We start from the raw sequence: 17372 nt of genomic DNA, 5'->3' as shown, positions 1-17372 counted from the left end.
TTTAATACCGATTATTCGTACCTCAGCGACTTTACCGGGTTTTGAGTAGCGGTTCTCATAATTCTGCTAGAAGCGATACCAACTGCAATTATCATTAGCAAGAAAAAGGGTGCTAACACAGTAAAGACACTGATGGCCTGATAGACGGCAAAAATGGATGCCATCAATGCATCAATTGCAAAATACGATAGCCCTGCGCCAATCCAGGCAAAAAGTAGTAGCAACCAGAAAAACTGCTTGTTCATTAAAACAAGAATCTGATTGACAGAAGCCCCAAGCACTTTACGCACCCCGATTTCTTTCACGCGCTTAATGATGTTGAGCGAAACAAGCGTATAAAGCCCGATGGATGATAGAATTAACGCGAGTGCTCCCAAAAATTTGAACATGGTTGAAATGTTGTTATTAACATAGTCAGTGCCCGCAAGTTCCTCATCCATAAAGGAGGCATTGAATGGTGTATTTGGTGCCACTTCATACCATTTTTCTTCCATTTTGTCCCGAAGTTCTGTTGGATTCACCTCGCTTTTGATCACAACAAAGTTCATTTCTTCCTTATCGGCCAACCTGAATGCACATGGCTCCACAGGATCGAAAAACCCATACATGTAAAAGTCTTCCATTACTCCAACCACAGACAACCTTGTGCTATCGTCAATCTGAACCACTTTACCGATCGGCTGATCCCATCCAAATTCTCGAACCAGTGCCTCATTCATGATAATGGAGTTTTCCTTATCAAACTCGTAAAGATCCTTATCGAAGTATCGTCCATCTTTGATCGTAAGATTCATGATTTCTTTATAATCAAGACTGAAATTCATCATATCTGATTCTACCTCCTGTTCTCCGGCCCTCAGCGTACGGCCATAGGTCCACCAACCAATATGATGGGTGGTTCCTGTCATTTGCTCGATTTCCGGCATTTGATTAATCAGATTGAAGAAGCGATCATACTCAGATTTATTCTCCACCCGAACACCCAGAATATTTTCTTTTTGAAAACCGACATCCAGATTGTTTTGATATTCTGCATTGTTTGTAAATGCAAGTGCTGAAATCAGGGCAATGATCGTGAGCATGTATTGGAGGCCAAGTAATGTTTTGGAAAACCAGTTGGTGCCACCAAGTGACAAACTACCTCTGAGAATATTCACCGGCTGATAAGCGCTGATGTAAAGAGAAGGATACCCTCCTGCGATCACCGAAGTGAGCACCAAAAGACCGATTAAGAATAAGTAAATCTCACTGTCAGATACCAGATTCAACTCCAGGGTAATGAAATCCCACATGGCACTGTATGCAGGAACAAGGAAGTAGGCAAATCCTAAAGCCACCAATAAAGACAGAAAAGAGAGAATCAGGTTTTCACCCATGAATTGAAAAATGAGCTGTTTACGGTCACTCCCCATTACTTTTCGAATTCCGATTTCTTTGAGACGTTTACTAGATATGGCGATGCTGGTATTGGTGAAGTTAAAACAGGCAATCAACAGCATCAGGAATGCCATGATCATTGGAACGACCACTGCAGGAGGTGGAGGAGGTTCACTTAGCCAGTTGGCCCGAATGGACTCAGCTATGCTACCAAGATTGGTTAGTTGTACGGCATAATAGCTCCCAATTTTGAAATCATCCCGTGCTTTGTTCTGCACTTCCACATAGTTGACATTGACATCTTCCAACAGGTTTTGAGGAAATTGGCCATCCGTCATGACGAAGGTAGCTGCTACAAATTGCTTCCAGTCTGTGTTTTCTACTTCGCGAATTTTCAAGTAGTTATCAAAGTGGGTCAGAGCGCTAAATCGTACCGATGAGTTTTGGGGGATTTCTTCGAATACTCCACCAATGGTCATTGGGTATTGTTTTCCATCCTCGGTGATAATTGTAATGATTTCTCCGGTTGGGTCTACTCCTTCTCCAAAGTAGGTATCGGCTGTATAGTAACTGAGGATGATCTTACTGCGGTCTAAGAATGCGGATTCATTTCCGTACTTCAATGGGAAAGTGAACATTTCAAGGAAATCATCTTCGGCAAAAGCAATTCCCTGATTGAAAACCTTAAGTTCCTTTTTGAGAACAAGCCCTGTCTCAATGTAGCGGGAAATATGGGTCACTCCGGCTACTTTGTCTTTGATTACAGCCCCCAGTGGTAGAGGTGAAATCCCATAAGGCACATTTTGATTTTGCACATCCTTGTAGATCTGCACTTTGTAGATGCGTTCATGATTTGCATGATTCTGATCGTACTCTGCGGCAAATTTCCAGTTCAGGTATCCAACAATGCAACAGGCAAGGGATAGCCCCAGACCTAGCATATTGATGAAAACGTATGATTTATTTTTCCGAAAGTTTCGGAATGTGATTTTGAAGAAATTCCGTATCATGATAAGGTTGAGTTTAGTGACCGTACTATTATAGATTCGGAAAACCTCGAAAGGTTGCTTTTAAGTAAAAGAATATGCCCACCAGACGAGCACAAACTGTAATGGAAGACGCAGCGCTAACACCCATACCAGCTTCTTTTTTTGCCACCCTTTCATAAAGTGGTAGATGTTGGCAGGGAATACAACTATCAGCAATGCCATGATTCCCCACGCAGCAAACGACGTATATTCTGGAATCAAAAGCAGTACACCCAAAATGATTTCTGCTGCTCCACTCAACCAGTTGATCATCTGTTTATTTCCAAGAAAAGGTGGAATGATCTTCTCATAAAACCGGGGCATCACAAAGTGATTGATTCCGGCAATTATGTAAAGGATCGCCATGATCCAGAGGCTAATGGTTGCGGTTGACATAAATGGAAAGATAGTAGTAAACCGATTACTCGAAGTAATCGGTTTACTAAATCGTGATTGAATATATTTGATAACTATCAAATTCAACCTTTAACCTATGTACCGAATTCTCACCCTCCTTTTCATTTTATTTATTGCCTGCACTCCTCAAACTTCTAATCCTGAAGTTGAAAGCTGGGAATCTCAAGCCCAAAATATTACCATCATCCGGGATGATTTTGGGGTCCCACATATCTATGGAAAAACAGATGCAGATGCGGTTTTTGGCTTGCTCTATGCGCAATGTGAAGATGACTTTAGAAGAGTAGAACGAAACTTCACCTGGGCGATTGGCCGTCTGGCCGAGACTGAAGGAGAAGATCAGCTTTACAGCGATTTACGTGCTCGATTGTTCATGACTGAGGAGGAAGCAAAAGCAACTTATGATTCGGCCCCTGATTGGCTGAAAGAGCTATGTGAAGCCTGGGCAGATGGTATCAATTACTACCTTCATACACACCCTGAGGTGGAACCCAAAGTGATTAAGAAGTATGAACCTTGGATGACCATGTATTTTACAGAAGGCTCCATTGGTGGAGATATCGAGCGTGTTTCTACTCGGAAGATTAGTGCCTTTTATGAAGGCAAGGAAGTAGCTCAAGGTGATGAATTAGTAAATAAAGAGGGCTATGCCCTCCTCGAAGAGCCGCGAGGTTCTAATGGCTTTGCCATCTCCGGCAACCTGACTGAATCGGGAAATGCCATGTTGCTGATCAATCCACATACCTCATTCTACTTCAGAGGAGAAGTTCATGTAGTCAGTGAAGAAGGACTCAATGCGTATGGAGCAGTGACCTGGGGGCAGTTTTTTGTGTACCAGGGCTTCAATGAGAACACCGGATGGATGCACACCTCAACCGGAACGGATATCATCGATGAGTTTCAGGAAACGATCATTGAAAAAGAAGATGGCCTGTATTACCAGTATGGAGAAGAAGAGCGAGCTGTTGAGGTTAAAGAGGTGACTCTGAGCTATAAAGATGGGGATGAAATGAAAGAGAAAACTTTCCCTATCTACCGCACACATCACGGACCGATCACCCATGAATCGGATGGAAAGTGGACGGCCACTGCATTGATGTGGAAGCCGGTGGATGCGTTGACCCAATCGTATACCCGGACAAAAAAGAAGAATCTGGAAGAGTTTCATGAGATGATGAACATCCGCACCAATTCTTCCAATAATACGGTATTCGCAGATTCTGAAGGAAATATTGCTTACTATCATGGCAACTTTATTCCAAAAAGAGATGTGCAATTTGATTATTCACAACCTGTGGACGGGAGCAATCCGGCCACCAACTGGCAAGGATTGCACGAGTTGGACGAAACGATCATCGTGACCAATCCTTCCAATGGCTGGATACAGAATTGTAACTCTACACCATTTACCGCAGCTGCTGAGCATAGTCCGAAAAAAGAAGACTACCCGTATTACATGGCTTCATTTCCTGAGAATTTTAGAGGGGTTAATGCGATACGTTTGCTCTCCGAGGTTGAAGACCTGTCATTGGATGGATTGATTGAACTTGGCTATAACTCATACCTTCCAGCATTTGAAAAAGTAATTCCAGGCTTGGTTGAAGCTTATGATGCTTTGGGTGATGAGTCTTTGAGTGAAGAAATTGAGTTATTGAGAGGATGGGACTTAAGAACGAACGTTGAATCAAAACCGATGAGTTTAGCTCATTTTTATGGGTGGTATTTATTAGATGAAGTTGATATACCAGAATTGAGTGATCTGGAAGATTTGAATTATTGTGGCACTCAGCTGCCAAAGGAAGAGCGGCTTAGAATATTCCGATTAGCACTGGACGAAATGAAAGATCGCTATGGAACGACAATTATCCCATGGGGAGAAATAAATAGATTTCAACGATTGTCCGGAGACATAGATGCCACTTTTGATGACAGCCAGGAAAGCATTCCAGTAGGCTACACTACTGCAATTTGGGGACACCTTGCTGCTTATGGGATGAGAGGGAATCATGATGTGAACAAGATATATGGTACGCGAGGCAACAGCTTTGTAGCAGCCGTTGAGTTTGGTGATAAAGTGAAAGCTAAAACGATTTTAGCTGGTGGGCAAAGCAGTGATCCTAACTCGCCCCATTTCGATGATCAGGCGGAGATGTATGCCAATGGAGAATTCAAGGAAGCTGCCTATTACAGAGCAGATGTAGAGGCTCGAGCCGAAGAAACGTATAAACCAGGAAAGCGTTGATATCAAATAAATATCCGATCTTTAAATGGTCAAAAACTCATGAAAAGTGAAAATAATTAAAATACTCCCGCTCTTATTTGGTCTGATATTGCTGGTCAACTGCAGCAATGAAAAAGGGCCTGTTCCAATCTCCGACATGCAGACCTATGAGGTAATTCAGACGCAAATCTGGGACACCCAATGTATCAGCTGTCATTCAGCAGGCTCCACTTTTGCGAAACAATCAAACCTGGTATTAACAACAGGAGAGTCATATGACCAGCTGGTGGGTCGCTTGCCTGATAATGAAGCTGCACGAGAGGACGGTCTTGAATTGGTAGGGACAGAAGGACTCCCCAGCCTTTTTAAGAGCTACCTCTGGGAAAAGATCAACGCCAACGACCAGGAACATTTTTACTCTGACCATCCACACTATGGAGCTATTATGCCTTTGGGAGGCGATTTTCTCACAAATGGGCAGCTGGAGTTTATACGTGAGTGGATCATAAGCGGAGCACCTGAATCCGGACAGGTGGCCGATGTTGCATTGCTCGCAGATGAAACAAGATTTAAGGAGATTCCTTTTGAGCCATTGCCACTTCCAGAAAGAGGATTTCAGTTCCATGTCGGTCCATTTGAGGTGCTACCAAATAGTGATCGGGAACTTTTCACTTATCAATCAATCGATTCTGAAGAGGATATTTACATTGATCAAGTTGAGATTGTCATGCGGCCTGGTAGTCATCACTTTATATTTTACACATTCGATGATGATACCCCATCCCACTTTTTTCCTAATGAAGGAGATATACGTGACATCTATGATGACGGTGGAAATCTAAACTACAGCAACCTCATTGCACTTCAGTATCACAATTTCATAGCCGGAACGCAGTGGCCAAGGATGAATTATAAATACCCGGAAGGAGTGGCGTTGAGAATACCTGCAGGAAAAGGGTTTGATATGAATTCACATTACGCCAACCGAACGGATGAGGTGGTTACCGGAGAGGTCTATGGAAATATTCACACCGTTCCGCAAGAAGAGGTGAACTATGTGGCTGAAATACTGGATTTAAATAATCAGGACTTTTCACTACCTCCCAATAAAGTGACAACCATTACCAAGGAGTATACCTTCAATGAGCGGATGCATATTTTCCAGCTCTTCTCTCACGCACATGAGCACATGACAGAGTTTAATGTTTACAAGGTAGGAGGCGCGAATGATGGAGAGCTACTCTACGTTTCGTTTGACTGGGAGCATCCACCGATCCTAGAACTAGACCCACCCATTGTATTAAATCCGGGAGAAGGGCTGAGGCTGGAAGCCACTTATGACAATTGGGAAAACAGAACGCTCTCTTTCGGTTTACGTAGTTCAGATGAAATGATGATCCTTTTTGGAGCGTATTATACAGATTAAAATTACAAGCTATGAAAAAACTATTCACATTATGTATATGCTTAATCGGAACACTAGCACTGGCTCAATCACCGGTTGGGGCCTGGGAGTGGACGCAAACAAACGAAGATGGTCAAATAGTGAAAGGAGTTGTCATATTCACGGAAGACTATCAGGCGGCTGCCTGGTTTGATGCTGAAACAGGCGCTTTTGTGGAAACGAATGGTGGAAGCTGGGAATTGAACGGCAATACCATGACAGAAATACCGGAGTTTAACTCTAGTGATACCTCCAGGATTGGCAAATCAAGATCTTTTGAAATCGAATTTAATGGAAATGATAAAATGCGAGTTGTGGGTATGGAAACCTGGGCAACTCGTGTAGATGCAGGTGAGCCGGGAGATCTGGCCGGGGCGTGGTTGATGTCCGGAAGAAAACGCAACGGGGAAATGCAGGAGCGCGACACAAACCGACCAAGAAAGACCATGAAGATTCTATCCGGCACACGCTTTCAGTGGATAGCATACAATACCGAAACAAAGCAGTTTATGGGAACAGGAGGCGGAACATACACCACGGTAGATGGAAAGTATACCGAGAACATCGAGTTCTTTTCACGCGACAATAGCCGGGTAGGGGCCAGTCTGGAATTCACCTATAAACTCAAAGACGGTAAGTGGCACCACTCAGGTAAAAGCAGCAAGGGTGATCCATTGTATGAAGTTTGGAGTGTAAGGGAGTAGTGGTTTAGTTAGTTGGTGATTAGTTGATTAGTCTTGAGATATCTGAAACAAGATAAAAAAGACAGAATAAACTTAAACCAACTCCTAGGGTATAGTTTCCTTCTGGTATTATGAAAAATATAGAAGTGATTATTGAAACTAAGCAAAACGGATAAGCAACTAGTCTGAATATAAGATTGCCGGTGGACCACTTATTCTCTAATTCTTCTGGTTTCTTAATCTTAGTGTCATTAACAACATTATAAAGGTTTATCAAGAATGTTCTAACATTGGTCTTGTGAAAGAAGAGTGAAGGAGTACGCAAGTCTGGATCGCTTATACTGTTAATTAGCAAACCATTTTGCCTTGGAATTATTGTAATCAACTCACCTCCAAACGAGACATTACCCCAGTTCCTTTTAGCTTGAATTACGTTTTCATTATTGGTAACAATATTCCAGCCCAAATCTTTCTTCGTTTGGTTAAGTGCCATTTGAATTTGATTATAGTCTACTTTTAAATGATAAAACTGGAGCTTTAGCTTTTTTCTAAGATTCAAAAAGATCAGAAGTCCGATTCCGATGAAAAAGGAATTGAAAGATAAGTTTGAAGAAGCAAATTCCTCACTTCTCATGATGTAATCTGAAAACATCATGTACACAGAGAGACCCACAATGAAAAAGACAGAGAAATAGTATTCAAAAGCATGCCACCTTGAAAGCTGAAGTCGTTGGGTTTCTATCGTTTTATTTAGAAGTGATGATTTCATTTCCCTGTTATCAATTCATTGAAACCTCATCCCCAAGCTTAATCGTCCCGGTCTCAAGCGCCAATGTATTTACCCCAAAAATGACGTCTTTGCCTTCCCTGCGATAGGTAGCTAAAGTCTTCAATGGCTCAGCAGCTTTCTTGCCTGTATCCTGATCGATGGTGGTGAACACGCATCGTTTGCAAGGATGTGTAACATGAAATTTCAACCCGCCAATTTGAATATCCTCCCAATGATCTTCTTCGTATGGTTTACTTTCTTCTACCACGATGTTTGGCCGGAATCGATTCATGGGAAGCTTTTCTTCCAACCTAGAATTAAGGTCATCAAGGGATGATTGTCCAATGATTAAATAGGGATAGGCATCAGCGAAACTCACATTTTCACCGTTGATCGCCCGATCAGGATTTACCGGACGTGATCCATCTTCAGGCATAAAAACCAGCTTACAAGGCTCGCCAGCTATTTTTGAAAACCACTCACTAATGGATTGGGGTGCTTCAAGCGCTTCAACCGAATCATTCCATACGGTTACCTGAATATTTCTTCCATTTTCAAGCGTGATAGGAATTTTTAGATCAGGCATATCGCGATGCGAAGCAATAATGCTTTCAGCGGTCAATGAAATGCCAATCTGTGAGAGGTGAGGATGGGTTCTTTGCGTGATGTGTCCGTTTTGTTCATTGACCAACATCCATCGCCGGTCATATCTAAATCCTTTTTCCATTACTTCAACTTCCTGAAGCGCGATCCCCTTAAGGGATTTGATGGGGTAGATATACAGACCGGAGACTTTCATACTTGAATTTAGTCTTTCCGAATAAATTTTGCTCCATTCGTCCAACGACTTTGAGTCGTGTGACGAGTTAATAAGATTAATCAGCTTTCAGAGGCTATCACCCATAGCCTAATTAGCCAATTAACTAAATCACTTCTTCGCCCAATTATCCCTCAACGTAATCGTGCGATTAAAAACCAGATTGTCTTCTGTTGAGTCCTCATCTACCCGGAAGTACCCGATTCGTTCAAACTGCATCTGGTCACCAACTTTTGCATCTTTCAACGATGGCTCTACGACAGCCTTTTTATTTATTGTTAAAGAATCAGGATTTAAGTGATTTTTGAAGTCATCCTCGATCGTGTTTAGGTTTTCAGTCATGAATAACCGGTCATATTCGCGAACTTCTACATTCACAGCATGTGGTACTGAAACCCATCCCAACGTACCTTTCACTTTCTTGCCACTTGTATCCTGTCCGCTCCGTGTTTGTGGATCATACTCGGCATACAATTCTTCAATGGTGCCGTCCTCCGCTTTTTTGTAGCCGGTACATTTGATGATGTAGCCAAACTTCAAACGCACCTCACGATCTGGGCCTAGTCGGTACCATTTCTTCGGGCTTGGCGGATCTTCCATGAAGTCGGCTTGATCTACATAAATTTCTCGTGTAAACGGCATCTCTCTTGTCCCGGCCGATTCATCGCCCGGGTTGTTTACACCCGTCATCATTTCCACTTTATCCTCAGGCCAGTTGGTGATGATTACCTTAAGCGGATTCATGATCCCAAACACCCGATTGGTATTCGCATTAAGGTCTTCACGAACTGCATGCTCAAGCACGGCAATATCTGTGATTCCATCTCTTCTCGCCACTCCGATCGTGTCAGCAAACTTTCGGATGGAAGCAGGCGTGAATCCTCTTCTTCTGATCCCGGAAAGTGTCGGCATTCGCGGATCATCCCAGCCATTGACATGACCGAGCTCGACTAGCTCTCGTAGCTTTCGCTTGCTTACAATCGTGTAACTAAGGTTGAGCCTTGCGAACTCTGTTTGCTTAGACGGGAATATTTCTAATTCCTTGATCAGCCATTCATATAGTGGCCTGTGCACTTCAAATTCCAGTGTACAAAGTGAATGCGTCACATTTTCAATTGAATCGGACTGCCCATGAGCAAAGTCGTAGGTAGGGTAGATGCACCATTGATAGCCAGTTCGGTGATGAGGAAGCTGCTTGATCCGGTATAAGATCGGGTCACGCATGTGCATGTTGGGGGAGCTGAGGTCGATCTTGGCTCTAAGCACTTTTTCGCCATTTCCAAACTCACCAGATCGCATGCGTTCAAACAAGTCCACATTTTCATCTACTGAACGATCTCTATATGGGCTTGGCTTGCCTGGTTGTGTAGGGGTGCCCTTTAGTTTGTTAAATTCTTCCTGAGGCAGATCATCCACGTAGGCAGATCCTTTTTTGATCAATTTGATCGCCATTTCATAGAGCTGCTCAAAGTAATCCGAAGCATAGTACTCACGATCTTCCCAGTCATACCCCAGCCACTTGATGTTGGATTTAATGGAGTCTACGTATTCGGTTTCTTCTTTTTCCGGGTTGGTATCGTCAAAGCGGAGGTTACAAATGCCCCCATACTTCTCAGCTAAACCAAAATTCAGGCAAATGGACTTGGCATGACCGATGTGCAGGTAGCCATTTGGTTCTGGAGGAAAACGGGTCACGATCGAATCGTGTTTGCCTTCCTTCAGATCCTTCTCGATCATTTGCTCAATAAAATTCAGCGATTTTTTTGCCTCGTCCATAGTTCAAAATTAGGGTGCAAAAGTAGGTTAATGATTATTGAAAATCCATCTCATCCAATTGCAGAAAGATTGTTCTGCTATTTGCTAAAATTTTCCGGAGGGTTTTTGCCATTCATGCCGTCTGATTGATGGAAACAAATTGAAATCAGCATAAACCAACAACTACAGATGCTAAATTTTTTTAGAAAACCACGAATTGAATCTTTGCGAAGGCAATATGATAGCTTGATGCATGAGGCTTATATACTTGCCAAGTCAAACCCTGAGCAAAGCATGAAAAAGCAACAAGAGGCCATTGACCTTCAACGACAGATTTTGGATAAAATAGATAAAGGGCGTTTATAAAATCAACTCCCAATAGCCGACATCAATCCATCGATCGAACTTGTAACCCACTTCTTTAAACTCTCCAATTTTTTTAAAGCCCAATTTTTCATGGAGTACACGGCTTGCTTCATTGGGAAGAGACATCCCGTCAATAATGGCATGATAGCCGAGTGTTTTTAATTGGCTCATTAATTTGGAATAAAGTGGCTTTCCGTATCCCTTACCACCCTGATCTTTCTGAAGGTAAATAGAAGTCTCGGTGGTTTTGGAGTATGCAACCCGAGCTTTCCATTGCGTGGCGTAGGCATATCCCAGTATGATGCCGTCTTCCTCCAGCACTAACCACGGCAAGTGAAATTCATTTTGTACTCGCTCAATCCTGCTAATCATTTCATTCTCATCGATGGGACCAATTTCAAAGGTTGAATGAGAATGAAGGATGTAGTGATTATAAATTTTTGCTATAGCTGCTGCGTCTTTATTAGTAGCGTCACGGATCATTCTTTAAAAATACAGCCCTTTTCAGCAAGTGACGCATGAGTGTCACCTTATTAAACATGCAGTTAAATTCAATGAGGTCTACAATTGTAGAAAAACGATCAAATGAAAATCAAAAGAATTAGACCTTTACTAATTGCCATCGGCATCCCTATAACGTTCACCACGCTGTTATTTTTTCTTTATTCTATATCTGAGGGAATCATACCATTCCCATACTCCAAATATTGGTATGGAATAATCGGGTCTGTATGTGCATTTGCTGCTATTTTCATAATAATGAGGCTAGATAAGAAACCGCTTAGAGGCTTTAACCTTAAGTTCAATAAATCGGTGATGCCTAATTTTATTAAGGGCCTGGCGGTAGGAGTTGTGATTGCAGTTGTAATGATTGGATCTCAGATATGGTTTAGCAACCTTACAATGACTTTCAACCAGCAGAATGTATCGAGCTTTATGATCATGGTTCTCTGCATTCTTCCATTGGCCTTCATGGAAGAGTTGACCTTCAAGTCCTATGCTTTCTTCAAACTAGAAAAGGAGTACGGAATATGGAACGCCCAGATTGTTACTTCGATTTTATTTGCGCTTTACCATGTGGTAGGGGGTTGGTCAATTACGAGTGCATTTCTTGGTCCTGGGGTTTGGGCATTAGCCTTTGGACTTATGGCTATCATTTCAGGTGGAATCTCCATGCCTACCGGTTTTCACAGCGGGCTAAATTTAATCCTTGCTGCTGTTGGAGATAAAGAATGGATTCCAGCCTTATGGACAGTGGACTTTGCCAATCCACCTACTGAAGAAATGATCCAATCTAATTCGAACTTTGGCTTGGCTCTTCAATTGATCTCATTGCTAGTTCTTATCTTGAGCACATGGATATACTCAAAAAGAATACGACACAGAATTAAATGATTGATCAACCTGAATTGGGAAATAGACTGCTTTCCCTACGTAAAGAAAAAGGGATGACTCAGCATGAGCTTCGAGAGAAAAGTCATGTGAGCGTACGTACCATTCAGCGAATTGAGACAGGATCGGTAATGCCCCGTGCCTCTACATTGAAAATCTTAATTGATGCACTGGGAGATACCAATCAAGAATGGTTTACTGCCAATTCATCAAAGGGTATTATGGAAAGGGCAAAAGAATTTCTTTTAATTGATCCTGATGATAACCTACTGAGACGTTCCATATTATATGCTGGAATCGCAGGTGTTGTCTTTTTACTTATGAGCCTGCTGGATCTTGGAATGGGATTTTTATCGGATGCTTACAAAGAAAATGCCTCGATCGGCATGAGCGTCACGCTGAAAGTTTTTATGATCATCTCATTTTTCTGGTTTACACGCGGATTCCTCGCCCTAGCGAAGCTTTTTGAAAACAAGTTGCTTCAAACTTCCTCCTACTTGTACATGGTGGTTTTCGCCTTTGTCATGATCCTTGAGATAATTGCCCTCCTATTTTTTCCAGATTATGAATCTGTTTTATCCCTTGTAAATTCTTTCTCTGTTATTGCTATTGGATCCATTGCTGTAATTTTTGGTATTGGTTTGATTCGTCTTCAGGATGGATTGGGGAGGGTATCAAGAATTGCAGGCAAAATTGAAATCGTTTATGGTGTGTCGTACATGTCATTGATCCTGTCCTTTGTAGGAGTTATTTTACTATTCCCAATGATTGTTATTGAAATCGTACTGCTTTTTAAAGCAGATGAATTATTTAAAGAGTAAGTTATTTAACTATTACTATAATAATAGTTATACTTGTTGCTAAAGAATGATGCAATGAGAAAATTAATAGTACTACTCACTTTCCTTTCCTTTTCCTGTTTTGCTCAGGAGCGAGCCATATGTATTTCCATTGACGACCTTCCTGCTGTCACTTACGGCATTTCGGAGCATAGCCAGGTAATTACAGATGGGATCCTGAATGCGCTACAAAATCATAATGTAAAAGCCATTGGTTTCGTCAATGAAGGAAAGCTCTATGAAGGAGAAGCACTAGATTCTTCAAAAGTGGAATTACTAGACCAATGGCTGAAAGCGGGAATGGATCTGGGTAATCACACCTATTCACATAAAAACTATCACAGGGTTCCATTTAAAGAGTATACGGATGACATTCTTAAAGGGGAGCGAATTATTAAGTCTTTGGCTACCAAGTATGATACAGAGATTCGTTACTTCCGTCACCCGTATTTGCGCAGTGGATTGACTGCAGGCAGCACGGATTCACTGAAGACTTTCTTAAAGGAGAGTGGCTACCAGGAATCACTTGTAACTATCGACAATGATGATTACCTCTTCGCACAAAAATACGCTTGGGCGTACCGGTCAGGGGACACTAAATTGATGAAGCAAATTGGGGATACTTATCTCACATACATGGAAGAGAAGCTATTGTACTTCGAAGAAATTTCCATTGAACTCTTCGGTCGAAACATCAAACAAACGCTATTGATCCATGCGAATTTTTTGAATGCTCAGTACCTGGATGCTTTGCTTAAAACCTATAAAGAGCATGGCTACACATTTATTTCTCAAGATGAAGCGGCAAGTGATCCTGCTTATCAATCATCCGTTACCAAGTTTGGGGACTGGGGCATTTCGTGGATTCATAAGTGGGGAATGAGCCAGGGGAAAGAGGGTGATTTTTTCAAGAAAGACCCTCCTACGCCGGATTTGGTGAGGTAGTTAAATAGAAATCCATTAATTCATCGAAGAATTTAGCTGCTTCAAAGAGTAAGTTTATTACGGGTCAGAACGATGAATATATTCGCGGTGAAACTACTTTCATCGTAATCAACTATGCTAAATCTATTCAAATCATCCAAGGTAAACTCGCTTCAGAAGAAGTATGATCGCCTTATGAAAGAAGCTTATGATCTTTCTAAATCTAATCCGGACGAAAGTTTGCAAAAGCAAAAAGAGGCGCAGGAGATTCAAAGAAAAATCATCGCTACGCCTCTTTGAGACTATTCGTCTTTTAGTGCATCAATTGGGTTTGCCCGAGCAACCCTTAGGGATTTATATCCAACAGTAAGAAAGGCAATGACCATACTTAGAAGTATTGCTGCAATAAAAAACTTTGATCCTAAGGTGATTCTGTATGCGTATGTATCCAGAAACGCATTCATAAGGTAGAATGAGACTGGCGCAGAAATAAAGAAGGCTATAGTTAACAATAGCACAAATTCTTTTGAAAAAATATTCCAAATCGCCATTTCAGACGCCCCCATTACTTTCCGTATTCCGATCTCCTTTGTCTTCTGATTGGCTATAAATGATACCAGTCCGTAGAGTCCCAAAGCACCAATGAGGATGGCTATGATGACAAAGATTCTAAACACTTTAGCCACACTTAGCTCCAATGTATACATAGCGGCCAATTGCTCATCATAAAAATCAAAGTCAAACACATGCTCCGGGAATTGAGCTTCCCAACTTTCCTCAATATGATTTAATGCATGCTTAAACTCTGAAAAACTATTTTCACTCGAATGAAGCTTAATATTTGCCTGAAAGATATTCCAGGAGTAGTTAGCTAGAAACACGTTATCTATTTCAGCGTGAAGAGAGGCTGTATGAAAATCTTTAACCACGCCTACTACAATCATTTCAAGGGATCCTCTTCCATATTTGATGCGTTCACCCAATGCATCATGTGGATCTTCAAATCCCAAAACTTTTGTCATCTGCCGGTTTATTACCACGTAATTTTGAGGATCAGTGGCCTTAAAGGGCTCCCCTGCTAAGAACTCCATTTCGTAAAGGTCAAAATAATCTTCATCCACATTCTTCAAATTTCCTGAAACATCCTGCCCTTCAATATTGGGATGAAAAATAGGATTGGTGGATCTCCATGAAGCCATAGGTCCTGACGTACTCAAACTCACTTTCGATACTGACGAATGCGATAGAAGCTCGCTTTTTAAGACACTTAAACGAGTGGAATCATTTTCGGGTAGGTCTACAACCACGATGGATTCATCGTTAAATCCTAAATCCTTGGTTTGAAAGAAATCCATTTGTGCCTTGAGGATCAGAATGCTGATAATAAGGATTTGCGAAATGGCAAATTGCAACACGACTAGTCCTTTTCGTAGGGAAAGAAATCCGGACGTTTGTTTCACGTTCAGACTGTTTTTTATTGCCAGCACTGGATTCATCCGTGCAAGAATGAGGGAAGGGTAGATACCAGCAACGATGGTTACACCCAGGATTAGGCTTAATAAAAAGTAGATGATTTGAACATCAGACATTATATCGAGCTGCATCTCATATTTAAAAATGTCCGCTACTTCGCCCACAAGGAAAGACGCAAGAAAAAGAGCACAAATCGTTGCAAGAACGGTGATGAGAAAAGTCTCACATAAGAATTGAATCATTAATTGACTCCTGCTGCTACCCATCGTTTTTCGTACGCCTACTTCTTTGGATCGCTTAACCGCCTGTGCAGTGGATAGGTTTACGAAATTGATACAAGCTGTAATGATTAAAAACAGGCCAACCAATCCCAGAATCATTAACTCATTCTTTGTTGAAGTGATGCCTGCATACGTGCTCCTTACTTCTCCGCTGTAGTGGAGGTCTGAGAATGGCTGAAGTCTATAGGTCCTGTTCTCGGCAGCATGTTTAGGCAGGTATTTATCTACGATGGTTTCTAACTGCTTTTCAAAATCATTTGGATTCACCCCTTTGTCGAGTAGGACGTAACAATTGGTTGCACTATTGTATTCATCCCAATCTTGCCCATTGCGGAACCAGGGGTTTGCCGCATCCTGATCCATGTGATGAAAGATTACTTCGAAAGGGAAGTCGGAGGTGTTTGGTTCATCTTCCACAACTGCAGAAACGTAGAGCGTCTTCTCATTTTCCAGGATTACTTCCCTGCCTATAGCTTCGTGTAAATTGAATGATGAGAGTCCAAAATACTTCTTGGCTTTTGATTCTGTTAAAATGACTTTCCCCTGCTCACTGAGTGCACTTTTTTGATCTCCAACCAGAAAGCGAAGTGTGAACATCTCTAGAAATTGCGGTTCAACAAAGACCACTCCCTTGTTTTCCTGAAAGCGTTGAATGTTTCCCTCTCCATCCGGAATACCAATCAGACCGTCCCGATCATAAAAGGTCATGGTGGCATTAACTCCTGTGAAATCGCTTCTAATAGCGCCCGCCAAAGGGTTCGTTTGTGCACGGTAGAGTAGCTTTCCTCGTGTGGTAATGTCCTCATTTAAGACCCGGTAGAGATTAGCGTAATGCTGTTGATGCTTGTTGTAGCTATACTCGTGATCCAGGATTTTGTAGATGACAATTGCACAGGCAATGCCCAATGCAAGCCCGGAGATGTTCATCAAAGCGAACACCTTTTCACGCTTAATGAATCGAATAGATGTAATAAAGTAATTTTTTAACATGCCGTAATAGTTGAGTTTTTGAGTGCCGCTTAAGGGCTTAATGATGTCCTTTCTAAAAAATCGAATCACTGTCCAGGCGAATCTTCTTCTTGCCTTGTTTAGTCCATGTGTTTCAATGTCTTCTTCAAATTGTTCTTCCATATCCCCAAGAATCGCTTCTTGCAATCGTGGATTACAATACCATTGAAAAAATCTGGCAAATAACCTCGGTGGCCTTGGAGTGCTCATGAAGAAAAATTGAGTTGCGGTGCAAGTTTCCACAGATTAGTCCTCGCATCTTTCATTTCCTGCAGCAGTACCTTACCTGCATTCGTTATTTTGAAATAGCGCTTCTTGCGTCCACCTCTTGCTTTGGTAGCCCCACCCATATACGATTCGAGGAATCCCTTTTCCTCCAATCGATAAAGGGTGATGTGTACGGAACTGAGGTTGACTTCACGGTTCTGATGTTCTTTAATCGCTTTGACAATCGTATTGCCGTATGCATCTTCTTCCTGAATCAAAACCATGGTGAGAATTAGCTCCTCAAACTCACCCAGAAAATTTGTTCTTCCCATTTTTATTGAATTTGTAAAACAAATATACGGATCATTTCT

Annotated in this window: 16 protein-coding genes; 8 read left to right on the top strand and 8 right to left on the bottom strand. The window is 41.8% G+C overall.

What is annotated here, in order from left to right; translation table 11 throughout:
• Window positions 1-11: 11 nt before the first annotated feature.
• Complete coding sequence (locus CHB71_RS00345) at window positions 12-2387, bottom strand: ABC transporter permease (RefSeq protein WP_089354891.1); 2376 nt, start codon at window positions 2385-2387, stop codon at window positions 12-14.
• A 60-nt stretch (window positions 2388-2447) separates the two neighbouring features.
• Window positions 2448-2801 (bottom strand): DoxX family protein, encoded by a 354-nt coding sequence (locus tag CHB71_RS00340; RefSeq protein ID WP_089354890.1) that lies wholly within the window; start codon window positions 2799-2801, stop codon window positions 2448-2450.
• A 97-nt stretch (window positions 2802-2898) separates the two neighbouring features.
• On the opposite strand from CHB71_RS00340, the gene CHB71_RS00335 reads away from it, so the two are divergent.
• From CHB71_RS00335 to CHB71_RS00325, 3 genes are read left to right on the top strand one after another with little or no spacing between them, the layout of a single operon-like run.
• On the top strand, window positions 2899-5064 hold the full coding sequence (locus tag CHB71_RS00335; RefSeq protein WP_089354889.1) for an acylase: 2166 nt from the start codon (window positions 2899-2901) through the stop codon (window positions 5062-5064).
• A 46-nt stretch (window positions 5065-5110) separates the two neighbouring features.
• Window positions 5111-6469: a hypothetical protein gene (locus CHB71_RS00330; protein WP_144017279.1), complete on the top strand. Its 1359-nt coding sequence runs from the start codon at window positions 5111-5113 to the stop codon at window positions 6467-6469.
• 11 nt (window positions 6470-6480) lie between these two features.
• Entirely contained in the window at window positions 6481-7191 is a 711-nt protein-coding gene (locus tag CHB71_RS00325; RefSeq protein WP_089354887.1) for a membrane or secreted protein, read from the top strand.
• Window positions 7192-7210: 19 nt separating this feature from the next.
• Here the strand turns inward: CHB71_RS00325 and CHB71_RS00320 are convergent, their stop codons facing one another.
• The 3 genes from CHB71_RS00320 to CHB71_RS00310 form a co-directional block, all read right to left on the bottom strand.
• Window positions 7211-7939, bottom strand: a complete 729-nt coding sequence (locus CHB71_RS00320; protein ID WP_089354886.1) for a hypothetical protein — start codon at window positions 7937-7939, stop codon at window positions 7211-7213.
• A 10-nt stretch (window positions 7940-7949) separates the two neighbouring features.
• Entirely contained in the window at window positions 7950-8738 is a 789-nt protein-coding gene (locus CHB71_RS00315; RefSeq protein ID WP_089354885.1) for an MOSC domain-containing protein, read from the bottom strand.
• Between the two features lie 129 nt (window positions 8739-8867).
• On the bottom strand, window positions 8868-10532 hold the full coding sequence (locus tag CHB71_RS00310; RefSeq protein ID WP_089354884.1) for a glutamine--tRNA ligase/YqeY domain fusion protein: 1665 nt from the start codon (window positions 10530-10532) through the stop codon (window positions 8868-8870).
• A gap of 168 nt (window positions 10533-10700) precedes the next feature.
• On the opposite strand from CHB71_RS00310, the gene CHB71_RS18680 reads away from it, so the two are divergent.
• The gene (locus tag CHB71_RS18680) at window positions 10701-10877 is read left to right on the top strand and encodes a Lacal_2735 family protein (RefSeq protein WP_144017278.1); all 177 of its coding nucleotides are present in this window, start codon (window positions 10701-10703) and stop codon (window positions 10875-10877) included.
• Here the strand turns inward: CHB71_RS18680 and CHB71_RS00305 are convergent.
• Entirely contained in the window at window positions 10872-11360 is a 489-nt protein-coding gene (locus tag CHB71_RS00305) for a GNAT family N-acetyltransferase (protein WP_089354883.1), read from the bottom strand. The two genes, CHB71_RS18680 and CHB71_RS00305, sit on opposite strands and share 6 nt — an antisense overlap.
• A 102-nt stretch (window positions 11361-11462) precedes the next feature.
• Between CHB71_RS00305 and CHB71_RS00300 the strand changes: the two genes are divergently transcribed.
• The 4 genes from CHB71_RS00300 to CHB71_RS18675 all read left to right on the top strand — a co-directional run bounded on the left by CHB71_RS00300 (window position 11463) and on the right by CHB71_RS18675 (window position 14332).
• Window positions 11463-12272, top strand: a complete 810-nt coding sequence (locus CHB71_RS00300; RefSeq protein WP_089354882.1) for a CPBP family intramembrane glutamic endopeptidase — start codon at window positions 11463-11465, stop codon at window positions 12270-12272.
• Window positions 12269-13090 (top strand): helix-turn-helix domain-containing protein, encoded by an 822-nt coding sequence (locus CHB71_RS00295; protein WP_089354881.1) that lies wholly within the window; start codon window positions 12269-12271, stop codon window positions 13088-13090. Before CHB71_RS00300 ends, CHB71_RS00295 begins: the two co-directional genes overlap by 4 nt.
• Before the next feature lie 54 nt (window positions 13091-13144).
• On the top strand, window positions 13145-14053 hold the full coding sequence (locus CHB71_RS00290) for a polysaccharide deacetylase family protein (RefSeq protein WP_089355586.1): 909 nt from the start codon (window positions 13145-13147) through the stop codon (window positions 14051-14053).
• Window positions 14054-14167: 114 nt separating this feature from the next.
• On the top strand, window positions 14168-14332 hold the full coding sequence (locus tag CHB71_RS18675) for a Lacal_2735 family protein (RefSeq protein WP_144017277.1): 165 nt from the start codon (window positions 14168-14170) through the stop codon (window positions 14330-14332).
• 2 nt (window positions 14333-14334) lie between these two features.
• Here CHB71_RS18675 and CHB71_RS00285 read toward each other — a convergent pair whose 3' ends face one another.
• Window positions 14335-17004, bottom strand: a complete 2670-nt coding sequence (locus CHB71_RS00285) for an FtsX-like permease family protein (protein ID WP_089354880.1) — start codon at window positions 17002-17004, stop codon at window positions 14335-14337.
• A complete protein-coding gene (locus CHB71_RS00280; RefSeq protein WP_089354879.1) occupies window positions 17001-17333 on the bottom strand; it encodes a PadR family transcriptional regulator in 333 nt (110 codons plus the stop codon). The genes CHB71_RS00285 and CHB71_RS00280 overlap by 4 nt, the downstream gene beginning before the upstream one ends.
• Between the last annotated feature and the right edge of the window lie 39 nt (window positions 17334-17372).

Origin of the sequence: Ekhidna lutea (genome assembly GCF_900188325.1) — a bacterium.
Lineage (GTDB): Bacteria > Bacteroidota > Bacteroidia > Cytophagales > Cyclobacteriaceae > Ekhidna > Ekhidna lutea.
Note: the sequence above shows the minus strand (reverse complement) of the source record. Positions and strands in the feature narration are given on the sequence as shown.